The 25,746-nt window shown below is 34.6% G+C and carries 19 protein-coding genes and 1 rRNA gene; 13 read left to right on the forward strand and 7 right to left on the reverse strand.

Annotated elements, in window-relative coordinates; translation table 11 throughout:
- Positions 1-5: 5 nt before the first annotated feature.
- Positions 6-896, forward strand: a complete 891-nt coding sequence (gluQRS, locus tag A9G34_RS01745) for a tRNA glutamyl-Q(34) synthetase GluQRS (protein WP_065568697.1) — start codon at positions 6-8, stop codon at positions 894-896.
- Here gluQRS and moaA read toward each other — a convergent pair.
- Entirely contained in the window at positions 876-1,850 is a 975-nt protein-coding gene (gene moaA / locus A9G34_RS01750) for a GTP 3',8-cyclase MoaA (RefSeq protein WP_034948348.1), read from the reverse strand. The two genes, gluQRS and moaA, sit on opposite strands and share 21 nt — an antisense overlap.
- Before the next feature lie 305 nt (positions 1,851-2,155).
- On the opposite strand from moaA, the gene ppnN reads away from it, so the two are divergent.
- On the forward strand, positions 2,156-3,532 hold the full coding sequence (gene ppnN / locus A9G34_RS01755; RefSeq protein ID WP_034948351.1) for a nucleotide 5'-monophosphate nucleosidase PpnN: 1,377 nt from the start codon (positions 2,156-2,158) through the stop codon (positions 3,530-3,532).
- 99 nt (positions 3,533-3,631) lie between these two features.
- Here the strand turns inward: ppnN and radA are convergent, their stop codons facing one another.
- From radA to A9G34_RS01775, 4 genes are all read right to left on the reverse strand, one after another.
- On the reverse strand, positions 3,632-5,008 hold the full coding sequence (gene radA, locus A9G34_RS01760; RefSeq protein WP_065568698.1) for a DNA repair protein RadA: 1,377 nt from the start codon (positions 5,006-5,008) through the stop codon (positions 3,632-3,634).
- Positions 5,009-5,017: 9 nt separating this feature from the next.
- The gene (gene serB / locus A9G34_RS01765; RefSeq protein WP_065568699.1) at positions 5,018-5,992 is read right to left on the reverse strand and encodes a phosphoserine phosphatase; all 975 of its coding nucleotides are present in this window, start codon (positions 5,990-5,992) and stop codon (positions 5,018-5,020) included.
- Positions 5,993-6,138: 146 nt separating this feature from the next.
- Positions 6,139-7,428 (reverse strand): 16S rRNA (cytosine(967)-C(5))-methyltransferase RsmB, encoded by a 1,290-nt coding sequence (gene rsmB / locus A9G34_RS01770; protein WP_065568700.1) that lies wholly within the window; start codon positions 7,426-7,428, stop codon positions 6,139-6,141.
- 37 nt (positions 7,429-7,465) lie between these two features.
- Positions 7,466-8,809 (reverse strand): Na+/H+ antiporter family protein, encoded by a 1,344-nt coding sequence (locus A9G34_RS01775; RefSeq protein WP_065568701.1) that lies wholly within the window; start codon positions 8,807-8,809, stop codon positions 7,466-7,468.
- A gap of 183 nt (positions 8,810-8,992) precedes the next feature.
- Here A9G34_RS01775 and A9G34_RS01780 point away from each other — a divergent pair, with 183 nt between their 5' ends.
- The 11 genes from A9G34_RS01780 to A9G34_RS01830 all read left to right on the forward strand — a co-directional run bounded on the left by A9G34_RS01780 (position 8,993) and on the right by A9G34_RS01830 (position 24,776).
- Positions 8,993-9,865 carry a shikimate dehydrogenase gene (locus tag A9G34_RS01780; protein WP_034948359.1) on the forward strand — a complete coding sequence of 291 codons (873 nt, stop codon included), beginning with the start codon at positions 8,993-8,995 and terminating at the stop codon, positions 9,863-9,865.
- Between the two features lie 110 nt (positions 9,866-9,975).
- Entirely contained in the window at positions 9,976-10,740 is a 765-nt protein-coding gene (gene aroD, locus A9G34_RS01785) for a type I 3-dehydroquinate dehydratase (RefSeq protein ID WP_034948360.1), read from the forward strand.
- A 1,234-nt stretch (positions 10,741-11,974) separates the two neighbouring features.
- On the forward strand, positions 11,975-14,395 hold the full coding sequence (plsB, locus tag A9G34_RS01790; RefSeq protein ID WP_065568702.1) for a glycerol-3-phosphate 1-O-acyltransferase PlsB: 2,421 nt from the start codon (positions 11,975-11,977) through the stop codon (positions 14,393-14,395).
- Between the two features lie 347 nt (positions 14,396-14,742).
- On the forward strand, positions 14,743-17,811 hold the full coding sequence (gene fdnG, locus A9G34_RS01795) for a formate dehydrogenase-N subunit alpha (protein ID WP_081295235.1): 3,069 nt from the start codon (positions 14,743-14,745) through the stop codon (positions 17,809-17,811).
- 15 nt (positions 17,812-17,826) lie between these two features.
- The gene (gene fdxH / locus A9G34_RS01800) at positions 17,827-18,795 is read left to right on the forward strand and encodes a formate dehydrogenase subunit beta (protein WP_080715941.1); all 969 of its coding nucleotides are present in this window, start codon (positions 17,827-17,829) and stop codon (positions 18,793-18,795) included.
- On the forward strand, positions 18,788-19,483 hold the full coding sequence (locus A9G34_RS01805) for a formate dehydrogenase subunit gamma (RefSeq protein WP_051825461.1): 696 nt from the start codon (positions 18,788-18,790) through the stop codon (positions 19,481-19,483). Before fdxH ends, A9G34_RS01805 begins: the two co-directional genes overlap by 8 nt.
- 106 nt (positions 19,484-19,589) lie before the next feature.
- Positions 19,590-20,498 carry a formate dehydrogenase accessory protein FdhE gene (gene fdhE / locus A9G34_RS01810; protein WP_065568703.1) on the forward strand — a complete coding sequence of 303 codons (909 nt, stop codon included), beginning with the start codon at positions 19,590-19,592 and terminating at the stop codon, positions 20,496-20,498.
- A 225-nt stretch (positions 20,499-20,723) separates the two neighbouring features.
- Positions 20,724-21,683, forward strand: a complete 960-nt coding sequence (locus tag A9G34_RS01815; RefSeq protein ID WP_034948365.1) for an ABC transporter substrate-binding protein — start codon at positions 20,724-20,726, stop codon at positions 21,681-21,683.
- 321 nt (positions 21,684-22,004) lie between these two features.
- The gene (locus A9G34_RS01820) at positions 22,005-22,979 is read left to right on the forward strand and encodes an ABC transporter substrate-binding protein (RefSeq protein WP_080715942.1); all 975 of its coding nucleotides are present in this window, start codon (positions 22,005-22,007) and stop codon (positions 22,977-22,979) included.
- A gap of 56 nt (positions 22,980-23,035) precedes the next feature.
- The gene (locus tag A9G34_RS01825) at positions 23,036-23,989 is read left to right on the forward strand and encodes an ABC transporter permease (protein WP_034948368.1); all 954 of its coding nucleotides are present in this window, start codon (positions 23,036-23,038) and stop codon (positions 23,987-23,989) included.
- Positions 23,982-24,776 carry an ABC transporter ATP-binding protein gene (locus A9G34_RS01830; protein WP_065568704.1) on the forward strand — a complete coding sequence of 265 codons (795 nt, stop codon included), beginning with the start codon at positions 23,982-23,984 and terminating at the stop codon, positions 24,774-24,776. Before A9G34_RS01825 ends, A9G34_RS01830 begins: the two co-directional genes overlap by 8 nt.
- A gap of 201 nt (positions 24,777-24,977) precedes the next feature.
- On the opposite strand, the gene A9G34_RS01835 is transcribed toward A9G34_RS01830, so the two are convergent.
- Positions 24,978-25,538 (reverse strand): pseudouridine synthase, encoded by a 561-nt coding sequence (locus A9G34_RS01835; RefSeq protein WP_065568705.1) that lies wholly within the window; start codon positions 25,536-25,538, stop codon positions 24,978-24,980.
- Positions 25,539-25,664: 126 nt separating this feature from the next.
- Positions 25,665-25,746 (reverse strand): 5S ribosomal RNA (gene rrf / locus A9G34_RS11035); the annotation flags it as partial.

Genomic DNA, 25,746 nt, shown 5'->3' on the forward strand with positions numbered 1-25,746 from the left:
GACCTATGTATTATATCGGTCGTTTTGCCCCTTCACCATCAGGACCGTTACATTTCGGTTCGTTGGTAACAGCTCTTGGTAGTTATCTCCAAGCTAAATCTTGTCGTGGTAAATGGCTTGTCCGTATCGAAGATATCGACCCACCACGAGAAGTCAAAGGGGCATCATCACTTATATTAAAAACGCTTGAAGCACTTAATCTATATTGGGATGATACGGTCTTGTATCAATCATCTTGCTGTGAGCGTTACCGCACTATTTTAAAAACACTAATAGACAAACAAGAAGCTTATTATTGTGACTGTACTAGACAACGAATTCAAAACCTAACAAATGGTATTTACGATAACTTTTGTCGTAAACGACATTTATCTATCAATAATAAACAACAAGTTGCTATACGTTTAAAACAAAATCATCCTATTTTTCAATTTAAAGATCAGATTCGTGGCTTACAAACAGTTGAAAAAGCAAGCGCGCAAGAAGATTTTATTATTCACCGAAAAGGCGGCTTATTTGCCTATAACTTAGTGGTAGTATTAGACGATCATGAACAAGGAATTACCGAAATTGTTCGTGGCGCAGATCTTTTACCTGTTACTGCAAAACAAATCTCACTATATCAACTGCTTGGTTTTTCTGTGCCAAGTTACTGCCATTTACCACTAGTATTAGATAAAAATGGCAATAAACTATCAAAACAAAATCATGCTAGCCCGATTGATTTAAACAATTTTAAAGCGTTAACCGTCCAGGCTTTACAGTTTCTAGGGCAATGTGTGCCAGAAAATTGGCAAGACGCCACTCAAAAACAGTTACTAGATTGGGCTATACAACATTGGCAAATTGACAAAGTTCCAAAACAGAACAGCCAATTATCCACCGATATAAGATAAATTAGGGGTGAGTCCTACATGATGATCATGTAACAAATGCTTTTCTGGTTTAATCATTAATGAAGCAAGAATTCTTGCTTTTAATTGTTGTTTCTGTTCTGAGCTTTCCAACAAATCACGTAAATCAACCGCCGCATCGCCAAATAGGCAGTAATGTAATTTACCGATAGATGATACACGTAATCGATTGCAACTTTTACAAAAATCTTTTGAATAGGGCATAATCAAACCAATTTTTCCTTGATAGTCGCTGTGCACATAAATCTTAGCAGGACCTGATAAAGGTTTTTTGGGTTGTAACTCCCACCCCTGCGCAATTAATTGTGTTTCAATAAAACTACCAGACAAGTGATAACGATTAAATACATCATTGCTTTCGCCTGTTTCCATAAGTTCAATAAAGCGCAACTCTACTGGAATATCTTTAATCCATAACAAATAATCATTTAAATTATCATTCATGTTTTTCATCAAAACAGTGTTAATTTTGACTTTTTTTATACCTACTTCTAACGATTTATCAACACACTGCAGTAATTCTTTAAGCTTATTTTGACCAGTAATTAATTTAAATAAATGGGGAGAAAAACTATCAATACTAATATTAATCGCATTTAAACCAGCTTGATGCCAATGGTGAATATTTTTTAATAAACGTGAACCATTGGTCGTAATAGCGAGTTCCTTCACGCTGGGATAGGAAGATATGAGCGATAAGATATCAATAAAATCGCGACGCAAAGTAGGCTCACCACCGGTTAACCGAATTTTGCGTACACCGAGCTCAGTAAATGTTGCCACAACTTGATTAATTTCATTGAGCGACAAAAATTTATGTTCCTTGTTAGGCTGATAACCTCTCGGTAAACAGTACTGGCACTGAAAATTACACAATTCAGTAATCGATAAACGCAGATACTGAAATCGACGTCGATAATTATCAACTAATTGCATATAAGTTTAAACACCTTATCCAAATCCAAGAGCATAGCAATTTTTGTGCTATACCACAGCTCACCTAACATATAAAATCAATAAAAAACACTTTAGTAAAAGAGCTTCAGAGTTTAACTAAGTCTAACATAGACTTTATTTTTTGACTATTAGCAATTCAACAGTACAGTAACCAAATTATCGAAAAAATGCGACCTCACTCTTAAAGGTATAACAAAATAAAATGTTATTTTACCAAGTTATCTATTCCATCTGTTTAGGTATATAATAACTTTTTTAGATGAAACCGATAAATCGAGGTTGCAATGATCACCCATATTAGCCCATTAGGATCAATGGATTTACTTGCTCAAGCAGAAGTCGATATTTTAAAAAAATCCGCCAATAGTGAGCTTTATAAATTATATAGAAATTGCTCTTTAGCGACACTAAATGCAGGCAGTAAGACTGATAATACTAAAGATCTGTTAGATAGATTCCAGTCTTTCGAAATTAATGTGATTAGCAAAGAGCGTGGTGTCAAGTTGGAATTGGTTAATGCACCAAAAAGTGCTTTTGTTGATGGTAAAATTATTCGCTCAATTCAAGCTAACCTTTTTGCTGTACTACGCGATATCCTTTTTTTAAATAGTCAAATCAGTGCAGTTAAAGAGCTTATTTCCGATTTCAAATTTGAAAGGGATCAATCGTTTTATATTACAAACCTTGTTTTTTCTATTTTACGCAATGCCAATGCGCTCCATGTGGGTGAAGAGCCAAATTTGGTTGTTTGCTGGGGTGGACATTCGATTAACGAAAATGAATACTATTATGCTCGTCAAGTAGGTATGCAACTTGGTTTGCGCGAACTTAACATTTGTACTGGTTGTGGTCCAGGTGTTATGGAAGCTCCAATGAAAGGCGCTGCTGTTGGTCATGCGCAACAGCGTTATAAAGAAAGCCGTTTTATTGGTATGACAGAACCATCAATTATTGCAGCTGAACCACCTAATGCATTAGTCAATGAATTGATTATTATGCCCGATATCGAAAAACGCCTTGAAGCATTTGTACGAATGGCTCATGGCATTATTATCTTCCCTGGTGGACCGGGAACCGCCGAGGAATTGCTTTATATTCTGGGTATTTTATTAAACCCTGCCAATAAACATCAAACATTACCTCTAATTTTAACGGGTCCTAAAGAGTGCGAGTCCTATTTTGCTTCTATCGACAGCTTTATTCGTAGCACATTAGGCGATGAGGCAACTAAACTTTATCAAATTATTATCGACTCACCTGAACAAGTAGCTCGTATTATGAAAGAGGGTGTTAAGCATGTTAAAGCTTCACGCTTAAAAACAGGCGATGCTTATGGGTTTAATTGGCTATTAAAAATCGATGAATCATTACAACATACTTTCGAACCTACTCACGCTAATATGGCCTCATTAAATCTTCATCGTGAGCAACCTGTCGAGCTGTTAGCCGCTGATTTGCGTCGTGCGTTTTCTGGTATTGTTGCAGGAAATGTTAAAGAATTTGGTATGAAGCAAATTGCCGAAAATGGTCGATACAAATTACAAGGTGATATTGAAATTATGCAGCAACTTGATAATTTATTGCGTAGTTTTGTTAAACAAAACCGAATGAAATTGCCAGGAGGAAGCGCTTATCAACCTTGTTATGAAATTTGTTATTAAACAATAATATTAACCCATTTAATAAAATTGAATCCAGCTTTAATCCGCCGATAATCTTATTGGCGGATTAATTTTAACTATTACTATTTTATATGGTTTTTAAAAATCACCTAAAATATCTAGTGCTTCTGACACTTTTTTAACTGCAAAAATCTGCATATTTTCGGGCTTCTTCGGCATATTGGCAATAGGTACAATTGCTTTTTTAAAACCATGTTTAGCCGCTTCAGAGATACGTTCTTGTCCGCTCGGTACTGGTCGAATTTCGCCACCAAGGCCAATTTCACCAAAAATAACGATATCTTGTGGCAACGGACGATTGCGAAAACTTGATACAAGTGCTGCAATCAATGCTAAATCCGCACTTGTTTCGGTAACTTTTACACCACCAACAACATTAACAAAAATATCTTGATCGGCCATTTGCAATCCCCCATGCCTATGCAATACTGCAAGCAATAATGCAAGCCGATTTTGATCTAATCCTACAGTCACACGTCTTGGATTACCATACATCGAGTGATCGACTAGCGCTTGGATTTCGACCAATAATGGGCGAGTACCTTCCCACAATACCATTACCGAACTACCCGGTAGCATTTCATCTCCACGGCTTAAAAAGATTGCTGATGGGTTGCTAACCTCTTTTAAACCTTGTTCGGTCATAGCAAATACACCCAGCTCATTTACTGCTCCAAAACGGTTTTTATGACTACGTAGAGTTCTAAAACGTGAGTCGGCATCGCCATCTAATAAAATTGAGCAGTCAATACAGTGCTCAAGTACTTTTGGACCAGCAAGAGAGCCATCTTTAGTAACATGCCCCACCATGATAATGGCAATGCCTTTTGTTTTGGCAAAACGAGTTAAATAAGCAGCTGTTTCGCGTACTTGTGCAACACTACCAGGCGAAGATTGGATATCAGTAAGGTGCATCACTTGGATAGAGTCAATCACCATTAATTTAGGCTTGGACTGCTCAGCCAATAAACAGATTTGCTCAATACTGGTTTCGGACAACATATTAATATTATCCGCAGGTAAACCTAATCGATGGGCACGCATCGCAACTTGTTGGAGGGATTCTTCACCAGTAACATAAAGTGTATTCATTTGTGATGAGAGTTTACTCATGGTTTGCAGTAACAACGTACTTTTACCTGCTCCGGGATTCCCTCCTATGAGAATGGCACTCCCCGGTACGACACCACCACCAAGCACACGATCAAATTCTGAAAAACCAGTTGAAAATCTTGGCAGTGCCTCTAAACTGATCTCGGACAATTTTTGAATTTTAGCTTGCCCAATCCCGCTACCTGCATAACCCGTTAATCTGTCATTACGTGAAGAGGTACTTGCAAGCCTAACTTCGGTAATGGTGTTCCAAGCATGGCATGAACTACATTGCCCTTGCCAACGTGGGTAATCTGCTCCACAATCATTACAAACATAAGCACGTTTTACTGCTTTTGCCAATTTAATCTCCTAACCTTCACTTAATAAACTAGTGGATAAAATACACCATAAACCTGTTAAATCTGCATAATTAATACTAATTCGTGCTTTTTCGACAACTTTAGGTTTACCATGATAAGCAACACCTAGACCAGCAATACGAATCATCATCAAATCATTGGCTCCATCACCAATTGCGACAGTTTGTTCAATGGGAATTTCCAACGATGCTGCTAGTTGTTGTAATGTCCTTGCTTTATATTTTGCATCAACAATTTGACCAGAAACTTTACCAGTTAATTTTCCATGTTTGATTTCTAATTCATTAGCATAAACGTCAACTAATTTTAACTTTTGCTTTAAATGATCCGCAAAATAGGTAAAACCGCCTGAGGCAATAGCAACATGCCAATTTTTTTTATGCAATTCTTTTACTAAATAAGTAAGCCCAGGAGTAAGTGGTAAATTATCTTTAACTTGATCTAAAATAGCTTGATGCACCCCTTTTAAGGTTGCCACACGTTTTCGCAAACTTGTGGCAAAATCAAGTTCACCACGCATAGCTTGTTCAGTTACCGCTGCAACTTGCTGCCCTACACCATGCAATTTGGCCAGTTCATCAATACATTCAATGCCAATCGCTGTCGAATCCATGTCCATAACAAGTAACCCCGGGGAGCGTAGCGTGGGTAAATTATCGATTGGGGCAACATCAATACCTAATGCTAATGATATCGATTTAGCTTTTTTAGGTATCACCCCTGCAATACGAACAATCTGATAAGTTTTGATTTTCCATGATGAAACAATCACCATTGGCATAGCAAGTTGATCTTGGAATTTTGATAAGACTGTTTTATTTAACTTTTTACCATAAATAATCCAGCCTGTTTTACCTGCATTATAATCTAAAGGAACCACTTCACAGCCATTTAATGACAGCGGTAAACCTTGCCAATGTTGGATATTTTCAGGTAAATCATTGTAGGTGAGAGTATAAGCCATATCTGAACATCTTTATAAGATAAAACAAGCCCAAAATTTATCACAACTACTAAAGATTGTCCAAATTAGGATTGTGTGATTTTTTTAGTTTTTTATACTTAAACACATAGTTACCTGAAACTTTTTAACAAAAATAAAAGGGAAAATTATACTTTCTTTAATACTGCATAAAAGAAACCATCACCACCATTTTCAGTAGGTAAAAATTGTTTAATTTCACCTTGTAATTTGGCGCTGATGTTTTCTTGTAAAAAACGCTCAATTTGTAATTTATTTTCGTCTGGTAGAATTGAACAAGTGGCATAAACTAAAGTACCACCAGTTTTTAAATAAGACCAAATATTAGTTAAGATTGCATGTTGTAGCTCAGTTAATTGGGCAATATCACTATCTCGGCGTAACCATTTTATATCTGGATGACGGCGGATAACGCCTGTTGCTGAGCAAGGCGCATCAAGTAAAATGCGATTAAATTGTTGCCCTTTACACCATCGTTCTGGGGTTAATCCATCACCAACTTTAACTTCGGCATATAAGTTTAATCGAGTTAAATTTTCGTGAATGCGCTTCACTCGGCTAGGCTCAATATCCACCGCTAAAACTTGTGCTTTTGGAGCAACTTCTAAAATATGTGTGGTTTTACCACCAGGTGCTGCGCACATATCCAAAATGAGCTCGCCATTTTGCGGTGCTAACAAATAAGCGGCATATTGCGCAGACAGATCTTGTACCGTAACAGCACCCTCATCAAAATAGGGTAATTTATTTACATTGACAGGCGACAATAATCGCAGAGCACTAGGTAACTCTGGAAAGCTATCAGACTCAATTTGTTGTTCAGCAAGTAATTGTTGGTAATCACTTACTGAATATTGGTTAAGATTAACTCGCAACCACATTGGTGGCTTTTGATTATTAGCATGAACAATGGCTTGCCACTGCTCTGGATAGGCTTGCTTAAGGCGTGTTAACAACCAACTTGGGTGTAATGTCTGCTGGTTTTGTTGCTTGCTGTCTTGTGTAAATTGTTGTTGTAATGATGTTTGTTGGCGCAAAAACTCACGCAATACACCATTTACAACCCCTTTAAGCTGTGTTTTTTTGAGAGTATTGACCGCATTAACTGTCTCACCAACTGCTGCATGTGCTGGAATACGGGTATAGAGAATTTGGTAAATACCCACTAACAATAGGTCATGTAAAATTCTATTTTTACCCGTTAATACTTTACTCATCAAGGTATGAATATAAAAGTTGAGTTCTGGTAACACTCGCATCACACCAAAACAGATTTCTTGTACTAACGCCTTATCTTTATCGGCTATTTTGTGGTTTAAAGTTGTCAATGTAGCGCTTAATGACTGTCCTTCTTCTAGCACATTAAAAATAGCTTGCCCACAAATGGCTCTAATATTTTGGGATGATTTTTTATTCATAATGAATAACGACCTTAATTCATTTAATTGGATTAACTTATAAAATTAACGAGCCAATCCAACCAGCAATAAATAATGGAATATTAAAATGGGTAAATGTTGGAATAACACTATCACGAATATGATCATGTTGCCCATCACTATTTAGCCCAGAAGAGGTCGCTAAAATAGTATCTGATGGTGGCGATCCCGCATCACCTATCGCACCTGATGCACCAATTAAGCATACGGTGGCAATTGGTGAAAAACCGAGTTGTACACAAAGTGGTACATATACTGCGGCAATGATAGGGACTGTCGAAAATGAAGATCCAATACCTAATGTAATAACCAGACCAATTAGCATCATCACAAAAGCGGCAATCACTTTATTACCAGCAAATAATGCTGCACTGTTGATAACCAAAGGTTCTATTTCGTGAGTCTGTTTTAACACTTCGGCAAAACCTTGTGCTGAAATCATCACAAACCCGATCATAGCCATCATTTTGATGCCGTCCGTAAAAACGCCATCAGCTTCGCCCCATTTAATCGAACCCGATACAATAAAGCAAATAAAACCAATTAAGGCACCTAAAATCATTGAACCAGTATAAAGTTGAATAGTAAAAGATAGAACAATCGCCAATAATGAAACAATAAGTGAACGCTTATTCACATCTTTTAAAGCTTCTTGATTCGCCTCTTTATGAATAATTTTATATTCTCTAGGTTTACGATAACTGATAAAAATAGCCCATAATAAACCAACAAACATACCTAATGCAGGAATTGCCATTGCATGCATTACATTTACATGGCTAACATCCATTCCTGATGCAGTAATGTTTTTTAATAAAATTTGATTCAAAAAGATATTTCCAAATCCTACCGGTAAAAACATATAAGGCGTAATTAATCCAAATGTCATAATACAAGCAACCATTCTTCTATCAAGCTGTAAACGGGACATTACGTATAAAAGTGGTGGAATTAAAAGCGGAATAAAAGCAATATGAATAGGAATAACATTTTGCGATGAAATACTTACTAACCCAATAATAACAATCAAAATCCACTTGATACGTTTTTTTGCATCGCTTGATGTAAGTTGCTTAATAGCTTTATCAGCCAATAATTCGGGTAAGCCAGATTTTGATATTGCAACTGCAAACGCTCCTAACATAGCATAAGAAAGCGCAATATTAGCTCCATTGCTGATCCCAGTATTAAATGCATCAATAGTTTCTTTTAACGATAAATGGCTAAATAGTCCACCAACAAATGCGCCAATTATTAAGCTAATAACGACATGAACACGGCAAAGAGATAAAATTAACATGCAAATTACCGCAACGACAACCGCATTTATTGAAGAAAACAAATCAAGCACTGTATTCATAAAATAAATTCTTATTTAAGAAGAAAACTTATTATTCTAGGCCATAGATGTTGAAAGTGCAATCGATAGTGTATACTCACTCTTTCATCTATATATAAATATATATAAAATTAAAAATGTGTTAATAAAAAATTCTAAAAATAGCCTTTAACTAAAATGTAGGGCTATTGTGGAGAGTTGTTAATGAGAAATAATATCGACGGACATTTTTTACTGATTGGTTTAATGGCTTACCCTATTCGCCATAGCTTATCCCCTCAAATGCAAAATACCATTTATTCTAAACTAAAGGTACCTTATGTTTATTTAGCATTTGAAGTTGACCAAAAAAAACTCCCTGACGCAATTAAAGGAATACGAGCATTAGGATTACGTGGCAGTGCCGTGTCTATGCCCAACAAACAACTAGTCTGCCAATACCTTGATAAGTTAACACCTGCTGTGGAAATGAGTGGTGCGTGTAATACTATTTCAAATGATAATGGTGTTTTAACAGGCTATAACACAGATGGAATGGGCTACATGCGCATGCTCAAAGAAGCCAATATTGATATAATAGGCAAAAAAATAACCATTCTAGGTGCTGGAGGGGCTGCAACAGCCATTGTTGTACAAGCTGCTCTTGATGGCGTAAAAGAGATCACTGTCTTTAATCAAAAAGATGAGTGCTATACAAAAATAGAGACCATTGCGAAAAAATTAAATCATAATACTCAATGTGATGTATGCGTGTTCGATCTGGCCGATAAAGATCAACTACGCAAAGAAATTTCAGATAGTGTTGTACTTTGCAATGCAACAGGTGTCGGAATGAAACCGTTAGAAGGAAAAAGCTTAATTACAGATCCAACAATGTTACCCCCCGATCTTGTTGTTACAGATTGTATTTATAGTCCGCGTAAAACAAAACTACTTGAAATAGCTGAGCAACAAGGTTGTAAAATATTAAATGGTATTGGCATGATGTTATGGCAAGGTGCAGCTCAAATAAAAATTTGGACAGGCGAAGATGCCCCTATTGATTATGTGAAAGAGCAAATGGGTTTTAATGATTAATAAATAATTTCTTATGCTAATGACTTCATGCTACTGTTTTATTTAATACAAAATTAAAACCAGATAAAATTATGGTCTATTAACGGAATTTTTAGCTAACAGGATACAAAATGAAAACACTAACCATCAAAAAACTTGAAATCGGTTCAGGCGCACCCAAAATTATTGTGCCAATTATCGGTAAAACTGAAGCAGAATTAATTGATGAAGTACAATTTTTACAATCAATTGATTTTGACGTTTTAGAGTGGCGTGTTGATCACTTTATCCACGTTGATAATCTTAATACTGTAAAGTTAGTCGCTAAAAAAATAACAGATTTACTACCAAATAAACCCATTTTATTCACTTTTAGAACCGCAAACGAAGGTGGAGCTAAGCCATGGCCATTAACATCTTATATTCAATTAAATAAAGAAATGGCTTGTAGCGGGTTTATCGATCTGATTGATGTTGAGATGTTTATTGGTGATAACTATGTAAAAGATATTATTGATGTTGCACACAAACATCAGGTATTTGTTGTGGTATCAAATCATGATTTTGAAAAAACGCCATCTAAAAGAGATATTATCTATCGACTAAAAAAAATGCAAGAACTTGGCGCAGACATTCCCAAAATTGCTGTTATGCCACAAACAACAGATGATGTATTAACATTACTTGCTGCCACCACTGAAATGAACCAGAAATATGCAACCAAACCTATCATTACCATGTCTATGGCAGAGCTTGGCGTCGTGAGCCGTATTGCTAGTGCAACGTTTGGTTCAGCAATGACTTTTGGTGCAGCCAAAAACGCTTCGGCACCTGGTCAATTAGAGATTAAAGAGTTACGTTATATTTTAGATATATTGTATCGAAATAAAAATTAATTTAATAAAACTTATTTTTAGTAAAATAATTAATTGCTGATTTTCGTTAAAACATTTAATTAAGGAAATATCAAAAAGTATAAATTTGAAAAGTTTAATTAATAGAAATTTTTATTAGTCAAAATTGGGGACGTTTAAGTGATGCTGTTTGTTTACACTATTTTAAAATATCTTTATCAAATAATATATTAAAATTAATAAGTTGAATAATACTATACACATATGATAGCAAACCGCCACATTAGTGGAACGATCTATATTGCAAATATTTGTGTTATATCTAGTCGGTAAACATTATGATTATTCGAATGAGGCAAAACTGGGGTTTGATAGTATCAAAGTAATATTAAGTGATTTAGTACCAACTTCTAGCTGAAGCCACATCAATTTTCGGTTAAACAACATACTATTTTTCTCCAAGTTACTTATAATTCAGTTTAACCTGAAGATAAACTATAGTTTAATCGAAAGAAAAAAATAAATGAAAAGAGCATTAGAAGCAACAATAAATAAATCAAATATCATTAAAATTTATAATATAAAATCGGAAATTATGAGCGAATACCAAAAGTATTGTTTGCCAATTAAAAAATAAGATGTATTCATCATAATCTGAGTGCAGACATTAATAATCCTAAAACATTTATTTTTAGCGAAAGCTCGACGATTTAACAATAACAAATATACTATTCATTTTTAAAGTTCGAAACGTTTTTAAATAAAACCTAATTAAATAAATTAAATAAAAAGCAATTTTAACCAATGACCTATCCTTTTTAAAAGGCTAACTATTATATTTTTTAATAATGCATAGATAAATCATATGGTTTGTTAATTATATACAAAAATATAAATAACGATACTAACTTCTTTTATAACAGGTTTTATATATACTAGTTTAATAAATTTATTAAAGAAATTATTCCGGTGCACTTAGATCATTCCTTATAATCCAAAGAGATTCGTTGAAGTTGATATTAATAAACCTTTATAATACGCTTATATATTACTATAACCATTAATAGCAAATATAGTTATTAGCTAAAAGATTGTGCAATTTTACTAACTTTTAAGTGATAACAAGTATATACTTAATCAAGTTCTCTTTTTTTAATTAAAAAAAAGAATTATTTAGCTTTACAACCTAAACACTCAATTTTTGTTTGGTTGATTGGTTAACAACCTGGCATGATTTAATGTATATAATTTACGCAAAAGTATGAGGTTTATTTTTATGTTTTCTTGGTGGACTAAAGCTTATTTTTCACTTATCCAACTCCTAATTAAACTTTTTGTTAAAAGCAAACCTATTCCTACTGATCCCATTGCTGAATTAGATATTGATACAAACAGACCAATCCTCTATGTATTGCCATATCATTCGAAAATAGACTTAATGGTCGTTCGTTCCCTTTGTCTGCATCATAATTTACCAGATCCATTAAAACGTATTGATATTAATGGCAAAATGGTTTCTGCTTTTATTTATATTGATAAAGGGCCAGGTATTTTTGCATCAAACAAACAACAGTATAAATCTATAACAATTTTAAGAAATTATCTTTTAGCTCATCAACAAAATCAACAATTAGATATTCAAATGTTACCTGTATCGGTAATGTTTGGACGCAGTCCAGATAAAGAAGGCAAAAAAAAACCATCTCTTCAAGTGTTTGGTGCAACGTATAAATTATATAAAATAATCACTTCAGGACGAGACTGTTATACACGTTTTTCAAGAGCTGTTTCATTAAAAGCCATCGAATATGATAATAATCAAGATGTTTCTATTTTAGCGCACAAATTAGCACGTGTTGCACGTATTCATTTTGCTAAACAAAGAACAGCATCAGTAGGTCCAAAGCTACCCATTCGCCAAGAAATGCTGAATAAATTATTAAATAATCCTAGTCTTTCAGAAATAATCCAAGAAGAAGCAAAAAGTAAAAATATTAGCCTTAATCAAGCTAAACAAGATGCATTAGCAATGCTAAATGAAATTGCTGCTAATTTTTCTTATCGTATGCTTAGAATTACTGATTTTGCCTTAACTTGGGCTTGGCACCGGCTTTATCAAGGGCTTAAAGTGACAAATGCTGATCCAATTCGAGAGCTTGCGCAAAATGGTCATGAAATTGTTTATGCACCTTGCCACCGCAGCCATATGGACTATTTACTATTATCTTATGTTCTTTATCGCCAAGGGCTAGTACCTCCTCATATTGCTGCTGGCATTAATTTGAACTTTTGGCCAGCAGGTCCTATTTTTAGGCGATTAGGTGCATTTTTTATTCGCCGTTCATTTAGAGGAAATAAACTCTATACAGCCGTCTTTCGTGAATATCTAGCTGAGCTATTCATCCGAGGTTATTCAGTTGAATATTTTATTGAAGGTGGGCGTTCACGTACTGGTAGACTTCTTGCCCCTAAAACAGGTATGCTGATGATGACCATTCAAACCCTATTACGAGGTGATGCCAGACCAATTACTATAGTACCTGTCTATATTGGTTATGAGCATATATTAGAAGTAGCAACCTATGCAAATGAGCTACGTGGCGCTAAAAAAGAAAAAGAGAGTTTGTGGCGCACAATTAAAGCTTTTTTTAAATTAAAAAGGTTAGGCTTTGGCTATGTTAATTTTGGACAACCAATACCCCTTAACCAATTTTTAAATCAACAGGTTTCTAATTGGCGAGATGCTATTGAACCAATGGGCATACAGCGCCCTAACTGGTTAACACCGACAACCAATTTGCTTGCCAAACAAATAATGGAATGTATTAATTCATCAGCAGCAATTAACGCCATGAATCTGTGTAGTTCAATATTATTAGCTGCCGATCAGCATGCATTAACCAAAGCGAAACTTTTAGAGCACATTGATTATCTTTTAAAATTAATGAAAAATGTTCCCTATTCGAATTTAATTACCATTCCAGATCAAACGGCAGAAGAGCTATTCAAACACGCTAAAGGAATGGGAAAATTTGTTATCACAACAGATGAAGTTGGTGAAATTGTAGGCTTAACGGCAGAACAAACAGTATTGATGACTTATTATCGCAATAATATTCAGCATTTATTAATTATTCCTGCTATAGTGGCTCGCATTTTACTAAAATATAACCAAATTTCACCAGGTGCAGTTATTGAACAGATAAAATTGCTATTCCCTTTAATCAAATCAGAGTTATTTCTTTACCATAATGATGAGCAACTAACTAAATATGTATCTCAAATCATCGCAACTTACGCTGAATTAAATCTAATTGATTATTCACCAGATAAACTAACTTTAAATTACCTTAAAATATCTGATTTGCAGTTACTTGCATCATCATCTAAAGATATGCTACAACGTTATACTATTGCTTTTTCATTATTACAAAAAGATCCAACTATCAGCCGATCTTCTTTAGAAAAAGAAGCTCGGTTAATTGCTGAAAGATTATCAGTATTACACGGTATTAATGCCCCTGAATTTTTTGATAAAGGCGTATTTTCAACTTTGGTTATTGCATTACGTGAACAAGGTTATTTAGATGACCAAAACGGGACTAACGTCTTAAAGATTGAACAAATGAATACTATACTCAAACCGCTTATAACAACACGAGTGATGCAAACAATTGAAGAAATTAATCCTAAATAAATTATTTATGCTTGCCTTGCTGATAGGCAAGCAATACTTAAGTTGTAATTTAATGAAGGAAAAAGTACCACGATAAACATGCGATTTATATTTTTTTAGCCTCATAAATTATTACCAATTTTTTCTTACCATCTTCTCAAAATAAATTTTATGGTTTTTATAGTAATTACTTAAAATAATACTGTTATTTTATCTATTTTTTGACTCACATCAAATTTCATGCATTCATTCCTGTTTTTTCCTTTATTTCCATTTCATTAAATATTATCATTACAAATAGTAAGGATGTTTATTACCTTCAATATAATAAACCAAATAATGTAATGTCAGCTTTTTAAGGAGTCCTTATGCTATTTAACCGTAGACAGTTCTTCAAGATCTGTGCTGGTGGTATGGCTGGAACAACGGTAGCTACACTGGGATTTGCTCCAAATGTAGCACTTGCACAAACTCGCCAATTTAAATTATTGAAATCAAAGGAAACCCGTAACAACTGTACCTATTGCTCTGTAGGATGTGGAATGTTACTTTATAGCCGTGGAGATGGCGCAAAAAATGCCGAATCATCCATATTCCATGTAGAAGGAGATCCTGATCACCCTGTTAGCCGCGGTTCACTTTGTCCGAAAGGTGCAGGCGTGCTCGACTATATCAAAAGTGAACAACGTATTAAATACCCTGAATATCGAGCTCCAGGATCAGATAAATGGCAGCGTATTAGTTGGGATGAGGCCATTGATCGTATTGCACGCCTAATGAAAGATGACCGTGATAAAAATTTTATTGAAAAAAATAAAAAAGGTACAACTGTCAACCGTTGGACAACCACTGGTTGGCTTGTCACCTCAGCCGCAAGCAATGAAACAGGTTGGTTAGCATTTAAAATAGCCCGATCATTAGGCATGTTAAGTCTTGAAACACAAGCAAGAGTTTGCCATGGACCATCAGTATCAAGCTTAGCAGCAACTTATGGTCGAGGCGCAATGACTAACAACTGGAATGATATAAAAAATGCTAATGTAATCATCGTAATGGGAGGAAATGCTGCCGAGGCTCATCCTGTAGGCTTTAAATGGGCTATTGAAGCTAAGATTACTAATGGAGCAGAAATAATTGCTATTGATCCACGTTTTCATCGAACCGCATCTGTTGCTGATCATTACGTACCAATCCGTGCAGGATCAGATATTGCATTTTTATTAGGTATTGTTAATTACCTTATTACCCATAATGAAGTGAATTACGATTATTTAATCACCCATAGTAATGCTGCTCTGATTATTCGAGATGACTTTAATTTTAATGTAAATAATGGGCTTTTTAGTGGCTATGATGCCTCAAATAAACAATATGATCAAACCAGCTGGGCATATCAAAAAGATGTAAATGGCTATGCCCTACGAGATAAAACGCTAAAGCATCCCCGCTGTGTTTGGAATCTACTTAAGCAACACGTTAGCCGTTACACTCCCGAAATAGTCAATCAGATAACAGGTAGTCCTATTGAAAGCTTTTTACATGTTTGTCGTTCCCTAGCCAGCACTAAAACTAATGATAGAGCCGCTACTTTTTTATATGCATTAGGTTGGACTCAACATACTTATGGCACACAGATTATTCGTGCTGCCGCCATGATTCAACTAATTCTTGGCAATATTGGTATAATGGGAGGAGGTATTAATGCGCTACGTGGACATTCAAATATTCAAGGATTAACCGATGTGGGTTTATTATCTAATCGATTACCTGCTTATCTCGAGTTACCGAAAGATTCTCAAGTTTCATTAGAGCAATATTTAGAAGAAAAAACACCAAAACCACTTGGTCCAACTGAGGTTAATTTTTGGGGTAATTACTCTAAATTCTTTGTTAGTTTTATGAAGTCTATGTATGGAAATAATTCGACTAAAGACAATAATTGGGGATTTGATTGGCTACCTAAATGGGATAAAACTTACGATATTTTAAGATTTAGTAAAATGATGCGCGATGGTGAGGCTAATGGATTTATTTGCCAAGGATTTAATCCTCTTGCTGCTCTACCTGATAAAAATAGTATTCGCGAAGGTTTATCAAATTTAAAATTCTTAGTTAATATTGATCCATTACCAACAGAAACAGCCGAGTTTTGGAAAAACCACGGCGAGTCAAATGATGTTGATCCAAGTAAGATTCAAACTGAAGTTTTCAGACTTCCCTCCAATTGTTTTGCCGAAGAAAACGGGACCATTGTTAACTCTTCTCGTTTATTACAGTGGCATTGGGCTGCAGCCAGACCTCCTTATGAATCATTATATGATCCTGAAATCATCGCTCGTATCTTTTTAAGAATTAAAGAACTCTATGCCGAAGAAGGTGGTGCATATCATGAGCCTATTAATAAATTAACATGGGATTACCAAGATCCTAGAGGACCTGCTGCGGAAGAGTTAGCTAAAGAATGCAATGGTCGTGCACTTGCTGATTTAATCGATGATAATGATAACCTTATTCTCAAAAAAGGGCAGTTACTTAGTGGCTTTTCACAATTAAAAGCCGATGGCACAACGTCATCAGGTATTTGGATTTTCTGTGGCTCATGGACAGAGCAAGGTAATCAAATGGCTAGACGAGATCCAAGTGATCCATCAGGTAAAGGAATTCATGCCGGTTGGGCATGGGCTTGGCCAATGAATCGAAGAATCCTTTATAATCGCGCTTCTGCTGATGAAAATGGTAAGCCATGGGATCCTAAACGAGTATTAGTAAAATGGAATGGCTCAAGCTGGGATGGTAATGATGTGGCTGATTTCACCACAACATTGTCACCAAGCTCTGGTGCTGGCGCATTTATTATGAATAATGATGGTTTGGGTGGATTATTTTGCTTAAATAGATTGGTTGATGGTCCTTTTCCTGAGCATTATGAACCATTTGAAACGCCTATTTCAAATAACCCTTTACATCCAAATCAGATAAATAACCCAGTTGTTCGAGCATTTAAAGAAGATTTAGAAAGATTAGGTAATGCTAATGAATTCCCTTATGTTGGTACAACTTATAGTATTACTGAGCACTTCCATTTTTGGACACAACATACAAGGTTAGCGTCAATTACACAACCAGAGCAATTCATTGAATTAAGTGAAAATCTTGCCAATAAAAAGGGAATAAAACTTGGTGATACAGTAAAGATAACATCTAATCGCGGCTATATTAAAGCGAAAGCAGTTGTGACAAAACGCTTACCAACTTTGACAGTAGATGGTAAAGAGATCGAAACTATTGGAATACCAATTGTCTGGGGCTTCACCGGGCAAACTAAAAAAGGTTTTCTAGTCAACGAATTGACACCACATTGGGGAGATGCAAATTCACAAACACCTGAATATAAGTCATTCCTAGTCAATATCGAAAAAGTTACCACAGTGGCATAAGATGGGAGAATAAATATGTCATTACAAACTCAAGATATCATCCGCCGCTCAGCAACTAATGATTTGACCCCTGCTCCACGAGCAAGAGATTATCAGCAAGAAGTAGCAAAATTAATTGATGTAACCACTTGTATTGGTTGTAAAGCATGCCAAGTTGCCTGTAGTGAGTGGAATGATCTCCGTGCAGAAATTGGTAATACTGTTGGGGTATACGATAATCCAGCTGATTTAGAGCCTAAAGCTTGGACAGTTATGCGTTACTCAGAAGTTGAAATTAACGGAAAATTCGAATGGCTTATCCGTAAAGATGGCTGTATGCACTGTTCTGATCCTGGTTGTTTAAAATCCTGCCCTTCTGAAGGTGCAATTATCCAATATGCTAATGGTATTGTAGATTTTCAATCAGAGCATTGTATAGGTTGTGGTTACTGCGTTGTAGGGTGTCCATTCAACATACCAAGAGTAAGCAAAGAAGACAATCGTTCTTATAAATGTACTTTATGTGTTGATCGGGTGGCAGTTGGACAAGAGCCAGCTTGCGTTAAAACCTGCCCTACTGGTGCTATTCATTTTGGAACAAAACAAGATATGATTCGCCATGCTGAGCATCGCATTGAAGATCTAAAAAAACGTGGTTTCGAACATGCTGGGCTTTATAATCCTCAAGCTGTCGGTGGTACTCACGTTATGTATGTTTTGCACCATTCTGATCAACCGGAGCTTTACCATGGCCTACCAAATGAACCGCAAATTAGCGAACTAGTTAAATTCTGGAAAGGAGCTTGGAAACCGCTATCAGCTGCAGCGTTTATTGCAACTTTTAGTGGACTTCTTTTCCATTACATGGGAGTTGGAGCTATTGAAGTCGATAAAGAAGATATAGAACATGAGAAAGAAGCAGATAAACAAGCAAGAAAGCGTTTAGGACTACCTACTTTTAGAAGTAAGAATAATCCATTATATCAAGAGGATCATCATGAATAAGAAAGGAATGATATTAAGAACACCACTTATAGTTCGTTTTTGTCATTGGTGTATGGTTTTCCTGTTTATATTAACTACATTATCTGGTTTATCGCTGTTTTTTCCATCAATTAAACTATTTGGATTAGTACTAGGTACACCACAATTAGTTAGGGTATTACACCCAATTATTGGTTGTTTTGTATTTGTTTTATTAATGTTTATGTTCTTAAAACTTGCTCATCACAATATCCCGAATAAAAATGATATTATGTGGTTAAAAAACTTTAAATTCGTCATTATGGGTAAAGAAGAAGGTATCCCTATTGGCAAATACAATGTCGGTCAGAAATTTTTATTCTGGTGTATTATGGGTTTAATTTCTGTGTTATTTGTTACAGGAATGATTATGTGGCGTAGATACATTTCGGATTACTTTTCAATTGAAATTGTTCGCATTGCAATATTTTTCCATTCATTTGCTGCTATTTGTCTAATTTTGCTTGCTATTGGTCATGCTTATATGGCGTTTTGGGTCAAAGGTTCAATAAAAGGAATGATTACGGGTTATGTTTCACGTGCGTGGGCGCATAAAAATCACTCATTATGGTATGAAGAAGAAATGAAAAAAATTTATCAACAAGAACTACAAGCGAATGAACAATCAAGTATTATTCAAAAAGCAAAAGCAGAACAAAAAAACACTTAATAATCATTATTAATTTTAATAGATATTATCCGCTGGTAGTAATCAGCGGAGTTATCTAAATTAATAATTTAATTTTAGATAAAATAGTCATGAATGGTAAGCGATAATGAGCATTAAAATCATCCAACAAGAGCAACTTGAACAACATAATATAAATTCTGTTATTAGACAAATTCCATTACTTTTTTATCCGTCCCCGAATACATTGTATATGCGTAGAGCAAAACGTTTGAAAGCGCTTGCTAAAGAAAGTCCACTGTCTAGCTATTTGATTTTTTGTTCCACAATTGTTGAACAACAAGCTGAAATAATTAAAAATAATCCCATTAATACCGATCTATCTCATCTATTAAACAATGACAAACCACCATTAACTTTAGAAAATTTGCCGCTTACTTATGTTTGGCAAGATTATTTAAAAACGCTATTGCATTTACTTTCTAATACAACAGAACAAGTTGCATTCGTTATTCAACAATTAAAAAAAAATGATACTGAGCAATTACAACATAAAGCATTTCATTTACTTAATAAAGAGTACAATCATGTAGATGGTAATGAAGCTGTATTTATATGGTCGGCATTATCAATTCATTACAGTCAACTTGCTAGTCAAATCAAAGGTAAAGCTGTAGCAGAAAATAGCCACCAGCACTGGTTATGCCCTGTTTGTAATTGTATGCCTGTAGCTAGCGTTATTCAGCTTGGCAGTAATAATGGGCTGCGATACTTACATTGTAGTTTATGTGAAAGTGAATGGTATGCACCACGTGTTAAATGCACATGCTGTGATAATCTAAAAGATATTGAATATTTTTCGCTAAATAACGAATTATCTGCGATCAAAACAGAATGTTGTGGTGTTTGCCAAAGCTATTTAAAAATATTTGATCAAGATAAAGACCCATATATTGAAGTAGTCGCAGATGATATTGGTTCTCTTATGTTAGATATAAAAACAGAAGAAGAAGGCTTTGCAAAAAGTGGGATCAATCCATTTGTATTTCCAAAGTAACTAATATTAGTTCATTCTAGCTGTCATATTAATCAATTTTAAAATAAAATTTTCTTTGATAGAAATATTTTTATCCATATAAAAACACGCTAGTTTCTATATACTGCAATACTTTGTTCATATTTATACTAAAACAGTGATCATGCTTAATAGTCAAATACAACTTAACATTTTTGCTTAATAAAGCTAAAATGAATCACTGTACTAGTTTATGAGTTTATCTAAATGAACCGTTATTTATCATTGATAGTTATACTGTTAGCAATGCCATCTTTTAGCTTTGCTGATATCGTTAAAAACGTCGCCATTACAGCAATTATTGAACATCCCTCCTTAAACCAAATTCGTGATGGAGTTAAAGATGAATTAGTAGAAAATGGCTTTATATTAAATAAAAATCTAAATGTACAATATAAAAGTGCACAAGGAAGTAGTGCAACAGCAGCTCAAATTGCAAGGCAATTTATCTCTGCTAAACCTGATGTTATCGTAGCAATTGCCACACCTAGTGCTCAAGCAACCGCGGCAGCTACTAGGAAAATCCCAATTGTGTTCGCTGGAATTACTGATCCTATCGCAGCTAAGTTAATTAAAGACTGGAAACCAACAGGTTCGAATATTACTGGTGTTTCCGATTATCAAGAAATTATTCCACAAATCGAATTTATGAAAAAAATCGTACCCAATGTTAAATCAGTTGGATACATTTACAGTCCAAGCGAAATAAACTCTACAGTGGTTTTAAAAAATCTAAAAACCTATTTAAGTAAACAAAATATTTTATTAGTTGCCGTCCCTGCACAACGAACTGCTGACATATCAACAGCAACAAATACATTAAAAGGTAAAGTAGATTTAATCTATACTACAACAGATAATAACGTGGTTTCAGCTTATGAATCATTAGTAAAATTTGCTAATGAAAATAAAATCCCACTTTTAGCATCATTTCCAGACGCCGTTGAACATGGAGCTGTCGCGGCTTATGGTATGAGTTATTATGATGTTGGTCGGCAATCAGGAAAATTAGTGGTTCGAATATTGAAAGGTGAAAAAACAGGAAGCATTACACCAGAAATAGGTCAAGCATTGCGCCTTGTCATCAATCTTGATGCCGCACAAAAGCAAGGTATAAATTTATCACCACAAATTATCAGCTCAGCTTATAAGGTTATTGGTCAATAATTATTGTATTTGTTCCCCAAAAAGTAAATGGCTTTTTATCTAAAGGCGCTTTGTGCGCTATTTAGATATAGCAAAACATATTATAAATTATAATAGAAAATTCAAATTCCTTTATGCTTTCTTTCCTTCATAATTTCATATAACGGTAAACTAATAGATTAAAATTTATAAAACTAATCTTCTTTATATAAGTATAATTAACAGGTTGTAATTAAAAATTTACAATCAACTTGTTTTTCACTCTAGAAAAATATTATAATTAGATTTATATTAAATGAATATTCAATTTTGCTGTAAAATAAATATTACATAGGTACCTAAATGCGCCATCCAATTCTGAAATTTATCATGCTGCTTTTCTCGATTATAGCCTTTTCATCATCAGCGGATTTTCAAACAAAGCAAAAATATGTTGCAATTACTGCAATTGTTGAACATCCTGCATTAGATAATGTTCGTAAAGGAGTTGAAGATGAACTTAAAGATAATGGCTATATAGCTGGAAAAAACTTGAAATTACAATTTTCAAGTGCACAAGGTAGCAGTGCTAATGCCGCTCAAATAGCTAAACAATTTGTCGCTAATAAACCAGATGTCATTATTGGTATAGCAACACCAAGCTCGCAAGCTTTAGTCGCAACAACAAAGATTATACCTATTATTTTCACTGCTGTCACAGATCCTGTCGCAGCAAAATTAACACCAAGTTGGGAAGCATCAAAAACCAACGTCACAGGTGTTTCTGATGCTTTATCATTAGATTCACAAATTGATATGATATTAAAAATAAAGCCTGATGCTAAAAATATTGGTTATGTTTATAGTCCAAGTGAAATTAATTCAACTATCATATTAAAACAACTACAGGTTTCGCTTGAAAAACGCGATATGAAAATTATAGCTGTTCCTGCTCAACGTACTTCTGACATTTCAACAGCAGCAAGAAGCTTAAAAGGTAAAGTCGATTTAATTTATACTACAACAGATAATAATGTTATTTCTGCTTATGAAGCATTAGCTAAAGTAGCTAATGAAAGTAAAATTCCTCTTATCGCTTCCGATCCTGATTCAGCAGAACGAGGCGCAATTGCAGCTTTAGGAATGAGCTATTATGATCTTGGTCGCCAAGCTGGTAAAATCGTTATACGTATACTTAATGGTGAAAAGCCAGGCAATATTCCGCCACAGATAGGAAATGTCGTTCAGTTAACTATTAACAAGAAAATAGCTGAGCGCCAAAATATTACTTTATCTGAAGATGTATTAAAATCAGCCACAAAAATTATTGAAAAATAATTTTATTCTTTATAACTAAACCGCCTATTAGGCGACAACTATTATTGGATATTTTCATGTCGTTTGAATTTTTATTAGGCTCAATCGGGATTGGACTCATTTATGCGCTAGTTAGTTTAGGTGTATTTATTTCCTTTCGTTTACTGGATTTCCCAGATTTAACTGCTGATGCTAGTTTCCCTCTTGGTGGAGCAATCTGTGGTTTATGTATATATATTGGTATTGATCCTTGGATTGCCACATTACTTGGTATGTGTGCGGGTTGTATTGCTGGTGCAATGACTGGATTACTATATGTTAAACTGAATATATTACAATTATTATCAAGTATTATTGTTATGATAGGGCTTTATTCTATCAATTTGAGAATATTAGGATTAGCTCCTTATATTATGGATGAAACACCCAAAATGGCCGGCTCGCCTAATTTATCATTACTTGATGCCAACACGATTTTCTCACCGTTTATAACAGAAGATTATAGCAATCAGTACATCGTACAACCTCTTATGATTTTCGGATTTGTTATTGTATTTTGGATGTTGCTAAATTTATTTCTTAATACACAAATAGGATTAGCTTTAAGAGCAACTGGGACCAATCAAAGAATGGCAAAATCTCAAGGCATTCCAACTGGTAGGATTACCATTCTTGGAATGGCGATATCAAATGGTTTAATAGCTCTTGGAGGTTCTTTATTTGTGCAAACTCAAGGTAGTGCTGATATAACTATTGGTGTTGGAACAATTGTTATTGGTCTTGCCTCCATAATCATTGGTGAAAGTATATTTCCAACTAAACGTATATGGGCTATTATGCTTGCCGTTATTTTGGGTTCAATCCTTTATCGCTTATTTATTGCTTTTGCACTAAGTAATGAATTTCTTCAAGAAATAGGGGTTGGAACAGAAGATCTAAACCTTATTACAGCAATATTGGTTGTACTTGCACTTGTACTACCTAAGCAACTTAAAAAATACTCGAAAAAAAGAGGAAATAAATATGCTTAAAGTTGAGCAATTGCAATTAACCTTTAATCAAGGCACACCAATAGAAAATTACGTATTACGTGGTCTTAACTTGAATATTAATGAAGGAGAATTTGTTACTATTATTGGTAGCAATGGAGCCGGAAAAAGCTCTTTACTTAATGTGATTAGTGGAGATCTATTTGGCAATTCAGGAGATATAATCATTGATGGAAAAAATGTAACTTGCCATCCAGCATGGAAAAGATCTGGTATGGTTGCTAGGGTATTTCAAGATCCAATGGTTGGTACTTGTAAAAACTTAACCATTGAAGAAAATCTAGCAATTGCTTATAACCGCGGGCATCGTTTTACATTATTGCCAGCCCTCAACCGTAAACTTAGAAAAACTTTCGAACAAAAGCTTGCGACTTTAAATTTAGGGCTTGAAAATCGGTTATCGGATATGATCGGATTACTTTCTGGGGGACAAAGACAAGCTATAAGTTTATTAATGTCAACCTTACAGCCTTCAAAAATACTTTTACTGGATGAACACACAGCCGCTCTTGATCCTAAAACAGCACAGTTTATTCTAGATCTAACTAATGATATCGTTTCCCAAAATCATTTAACGACTATGATGGTTACTCATTCGATGAAACAAGCTTTAGAATACGGTAATAGAACAATTATGCTTCATCAAGGCCAAGTTGTACTTGATGTATCTGGAGAACAACGAAATAAATTAACAGTTACTGATTTATTAGATATGTTTGAAAAAACTCGTGGCGAGAAAGTCTCTGATGATGCATTACTTTTAGGTTAATACCAAAGCTAATAAGCAATATTTTTTATAGAAATATTGCTTATTCAGTTGCTAAAAAAGTGGAAAAATGGATGAATTTTTGAAAATTTGCCTAGATTTTTCTCCATAAAAATAACTAAATACAGCAGTATAAATATTCTCTACAATAGAACAGCAAAAAATAAAAAATCATTTCCCTTATACAAGTATTGGTATTTATGATCAATAAAGTTCATCTAATTTTATTATTTTCCATTGACCTAAAGGTAAGTGATGAGTAAATAAATTATATCCTCCAATTTGAACTCTAATTAAACGCAAGCATGGAAAGCCAACAGCAGCACACATTCTTCGTACTTGACGATTTTTCCCTTCAGTTATAGTGATGCTTAACCATGAGGTAAAAATAGTTTTACGTTCCCTAATAGGTGGTATTCTTTGCCATAAATTTATAGGCTCTTCTAAAATAGTCGCTGCCGCCGATGCTGTATAAAATTCTTTTAGTTGGACTCCTTGCTTTAATTTATCTATAGCCTGTTGACTAATTAATCCATCTACTTGAACCCAATAAGTTTTTGGTAACTTAAATTTTGGTGAGCTGATTTTAGCTTGTAACTTACCATCATTAGTTAATAAAAATAGCCCTTCGCTATCGGTGTCCAACCTACCTGCCGGGTAAACTTGTGGTAAAGGAATAAAGTCTTTTAGTGTCTGATATTTTTCATGAGGCGAAAATTGAGTGACAACATTAAACGGTTTATTAAAAGCTATTAATGTTTTCATTATATTCCTATACTGATTTTATCATATTACACATTAAATAAATTCTATTTAACATACATTTATATAATTTATTTAATAGACGTAAAAAAGCCCAGCATCTCTGCTGGGCTCTCTATAATTTAAAAAGTCTGGCGGCACCCTACTCTCACATGGGTAATACCCACACTACCATCGGCACTACGGCGTTTCACTTCTGAGTTCGGCATGG

The organism is Gilliamella sp. Choc4-2 (assembly GCF_001690355.1).
GTDB classification, from domain to species: Bacteria; Pseudomonadota; Gammaproteobacteria; order Enterobacterales; family Orbaceae; genus Gilliamella; species Gilliamella apicola_A.